Annotated in this window: 3 protein-coding genes; all 3 read left to right on the forward strand. The window is 48.6% G+C overall.

Annotation, left to right across the window (positions count from 1 at the left end):
• The coding region (locus KIS29_11265; protein ID MBX8640904.1) for a PKD domain-containing protein at positions 1–4,160 on the forward strand (4,160 nt) is incomplete at its 5' end.
• A 10-nt stretch (positions 4,161–4,170) separates the two neighbouring features.
• A complete protein-coding gene (locus tag KIS29_11270) occupies positions 4,171–4,512 on the forward strand; it encodes a hypothetical protein (protein ID MBX8640905.1) in 342 nt (113 codons plus the stop codon).
• A partial coding sequence (locus tag KIS29_11275) for a hypothetical protein (protein ID MBX8640906.1) occupies positions 4,505–4,764 on the forward strand: 260 nt, incomplete at its 3' end. The genes KIS29_11270 and KIS29_11275, both read left to right, overlap by 8 nt.

Raw genomic sequence — 4,764 nt, forward strand, 5'->3', positions numbered from 1 at the left:
GGTCCTATTCATACCAGTGGTACCTGAACGGTGCAGCAGCCAGTGGTGCCACAGGGTCGTCATATACGACTTCTTTTAGCTCATCCGGTTCCAACACGGTGTATGTCATTGCTACTGATTCAAACGGTGTGTCCGTGCAGTCCAATACAATCACCCAGACCGTTGATACTGACCCATCCATATCCATTTCTGCGTCACATAACCCATCCGATGTGGGGCAATCCATTGATTTCAGCACAGCTGTCTCCGGCGGTTCCGGCTCATATACATCATACAGCTATATCCTGTATGACGGCACATCCACATCAGATTCCCAGCTGGCATCCGGGTCATCCTCATCATTTTCCTATACATTCAGCAGCCCCGGGTCTTATCTACTGGAATACTCCGTCACAGATTCAAATGGCTATACCGCATCCACATCACTGACGCAGAATGTCAATACCGATCCCTCCGTAACAGTGGCATCATCCCAGAATCCAACCGATTCCGGAAGAACGGTTGAATTTACGTCAGCAGTCTCAGGTGGTACTCCAGGATACAGCTATTCCTGGTCAGTTGACGGGAGCACCTATACAACCCAGGACATCAATGTGTCATTCAGTTCATCCGGATCGTATTCAGTGGATCTAACCGTAACTGATGCGGCCGGGTATTCAGTTTCGCAGTCTCTTACTGAAACTGTCAACTCAGATCCAACCGTATCGGCATCCTCCAATGTAAGTTCAGCAGACGTCAATTATCCCATAGAGTTCTCCTCCACGCCAAGTGGCGGAACCGGCGGATATTCATATTCCTGGACCCTGAACGGGCAGCAGATATCAGCCTCCCAGGACTTCTCATATTCCTTCGCTTCCTCCGGATCATACACCCTGACCGTTACAATAACGGATTCAGTCGGGGTGCAGAGCAGTGCATCTGTCACAGTAAAGATCAATCCCAATCCCTCAGTGTCCATAAGCAGCAGCCAGAATCCCGCCGATGTTGGAAACTCTGTAACCTTTTCATCCTCAGAATCAGGCGGTACCGGCACTGATACATATGTGTGGTACATCAATGGAGTTCAGGAATCCACTGCATCGTCATTCTCATATTCATTCTCAGCGGCCGGCACATATTATGTCAATGTCACTGTGACCGATTCAGATGGCCACACGGCATCCTATTCACTGAAGGAGACCGTCAATGCCGATCCGTCAGTTGTCATTCATGTTGTTCACAATCCAACTGATGTGGGAATATGGGCTAACTTCTCAGCATCCATATCGGGAGGTACAGGCCCGTTCAGCTATTCCTGGACCATCAATGGACAATCGTTCACAACAGCATATGTCAACTATACTTTCACTGCATCAGGCACTTTTCCCGTATCCCTGACAGTAACGGATGCCAATGGGAACACAGCAACAGCATCAGTCAGTGAGGTCGTAAATCCGGACCCGACTGTTGCTGCGGAAGCACAGTACTCAACAGTGGATCAGGGCATAAATGACACATTCTATGCCGATGTTTCAGGCGGCACATCTCCCTTCAATTACACCTGGTCACTGGGAGGCAGCATTCTGAATTATTCTCAGGAGTTCCACATGAACTTCTCTGCCATAGGTACATATGACATCAACCTGACCGTATCCGATTCCCTTGGTGAAGTCTCTTCATCATCAATATCCGTTAAGGTAATCCAGAAACCGTCGGCACTCATTGAAGGATCCAACAGGACGGATGTTTCCACAACAACATACTGGGAAGGCTACGGATCATATGGGACAGCACCATACAACTACTACTGGTTCATCAATGGGGTCAACACATCCTCAGGCCTGTACCTTGAATATTCATTCCCGTCCCCAGGAGAATACAACATCTCACTTCTCATAGTAGACAGCCAGGGATCAAGGGCATACGCATACCTTAACGTTCAGGTGGAACCAAAGCCTTCTGTGAAGATCTCTCAATCCATATCTGCAACTGATGTTGGCATCCCTGTGCATTTTACATCATCAGTGACAGGCGGAACCCCATTCTTCAACTACACATGGTCAGTATCCGGAATTGGGATAGTGGGTTACCAGGCCAATCTCACATACATCTTCTCCCAGCCCGGGTCCTATAATGTAACTCTGTCCATCTCAGACGGATCAGGAAACAGCGCATCATCATCCATTGGAATAAGGATAAATCCGCTGCCACAGGTAAGGATAGTGCCGGAGTACAGCAACATCGATCCAAATGTAACTGATACATTCAATTCCAACATCTCCGGCGGCACTCCAGGCTTCACATATCAGTGGTACGTAAATGGGACTTTTGAGGGGAACGGCAGCTCCATAACATGGTCGTTCAGCAGTGCCGGAATTTACCCCGTCAGGCTTGTAATAACCGATTCCCAGGGGATTTCCGATTCCTATTCTACCGACATAACTGTGGCCTCATATCCCAGTGCTTCGATCATAGCTTCCTCAACAGATCTGGATGCCAATGTAAGCGATCAGTTCCGTGCATCAGGCTTTGGCGGCATCGGCCCATACGGGTATGAATGGATCATAGCAGGCCATGAGTTTGATAACAGCACAGTGTCATATGCATTCAAGACACCGGGCAATTACTCTGTGCAACTGATCATTTCAGATTCATTCGGCAAGGATGCATCCTCATCAATAACGGTGGCTGTGCATCCCGATCCCACCGTATCGGTATCATGGTCAGGGAAGCCCGTGGTATCCAGGCCATTCTCCCTGAATGCAAACATAACCGGCGGAATTTCCCCATACCAGATAAGTTGGATATTCCCGTCAGGGCAGCATGAAACCGGCACATCCATATCCCATGTCTTTTCATCCTCCGGTCCGGACACATTTGAGGTACAGGTATCCGATCAGGGTGGATACACCGAGACAAAGAATTTCACCATAGATGTTGGCCTCTATGTCGCCATCGCAGCAAACCAGACCTCGGGGCTTGGGCCTCTCTCTGTGCAGTTTTCCTCATCAGTGCTTGGAGGATCAGGCTACTCATACAACTGGACATTTTCACCGGGACACTATTCCCTTTTGCAGGATCCTACATACCAGTTCCCCGTGGGAAATTACACCGTCCATTTCTCAGTCACTTCGGCTAACGGTGCATCTGGTCAGGCCAATCTGAGCATTCAGAGTCTGCCTCCACCGGTGTCATTTGAGTATTCGTCAGGCCTGAACATCACCCAGGCATTCAGTTTCAGGGCAATCCCTAACTGGGATGCCAAGGGCCCATACAATATGTCATGGTCATTCCCCAATGGCCAGACAATAACGGGAATGAACATATCATACAAATTCCCTGTTTACAATGAACTGAACACTGTTATTGCCACATTTTCGTACGGCAATGGGAAAACCTGGATCCAGTATCTGACAGTCCGAATGATACCCGCAGTGCCGGTGCTGGCTTTCAGTCCTCCATCCATCATTCCGGAGGGCACAATGCTCTCCCTCAATGCAACAGCAACTGCACCTGACAGCAGCTCATTCACATATTCCTGGGACATCAACGGCACATCGGAATCCGGTCAATCAGTTCTGTATTATTTCCAGAATCCTGGCAATTATTCTGTTTCAGTCACTGTAACAGATGGGCTTGGGGCATCTGCAACAGTCCACAGGGTCATTGAGGTACTTCCTCAGGGGTCAAACAGCAGCATTGCAATCTCATACACCAGATCAGTGAATGGTCCAATGGACTATTACACCATCAAGGTACTGTCAACCAGCGGAATCATTGCCGTCGAGGCTTTCCTTGGAACAACTCCCCTGAACATTTCCGAGATCAACTCCACATATACGGCAGCCGGTGAACTTGCTTACTTCAATTTGACAATGGACCAGAGGGACTATCCTGCAGGCACATATGGAATCAGCATCGTAGCATTCAACAACAATTCCCAGTCCAATCATATCACAGTGGAGTTTCAGGTCACATCCCAGTATTCATCATCCACATTCTCTCTGGCTGATGTCATAGCATTCTTTGGAGGATTCAGCAACTTCCTGATCACCATACTGACCATTGGAGGGCTTGTCATCGCTTATGCTTCCCTGAGAAGGCAGGACAATCCTGATCTCATAGTGCAGGGGCTGAGCCCGAGAGGAAAGAGCGAGAAGATAGTGTTGAAGGGAAAGTGAGGTATTGAAAATGACGCAGTTTAGAACAGTGAAGAAGAACGGAAAGAAGCGGGTCATACCAATCCACAGTGGAAAGTCTGCAATAACAAGGCCTCTGACGCCCAGGCAGGTTGAGGATCTCACAGGCGTGGGAATAAGGCATCCGGGTTCCCTGACCTCTCTGGGATATCACATAAACCTTCCAATGGGTCAGAGAAGGAGTGCATTAACCAGGGCTGAACAGAAATATGGCCACAAGGAGACACTGAGAAAATTAGGGGAACTGTACAGGTTGGATTACAACAGGCCTGCACTGAGATCGAGAATAGTGGAGGATATCAAATTTGTTTCAGGAGGAAAGAGAAATGACTGAATTTCGAACAAGGAAGGATGGGAGAGTGTATCCAAAGAGCAGTGGGAAGTTCAAGGGAATCACCAGGAAGATCACGCAGGCCGATCTGAAGAAGGTCCATATCCACGGCCTGTCGCTGGCAGGATATACCCTTGACCTTGCGGATGATTTGAGAAAGAGAGCCCTTGGAAAGGCCGTAACGAAGTATGGCAAGGCAGACACAATGGCCGAGCTCTCTCTTCTGAGATCCAAATATGCTGGCAGTTCAAGGAT

The organism is Candidatus Sysuiplasma jiujiangense (assembly GCA_019721075.1).
GTDB lineage: Archaea > Thermoplasmatota > Thermoplasmata > Sysuiplasmatales > Sysuiplasmataceae > Sysuiplasma > Sysuiplasma jiujiangense.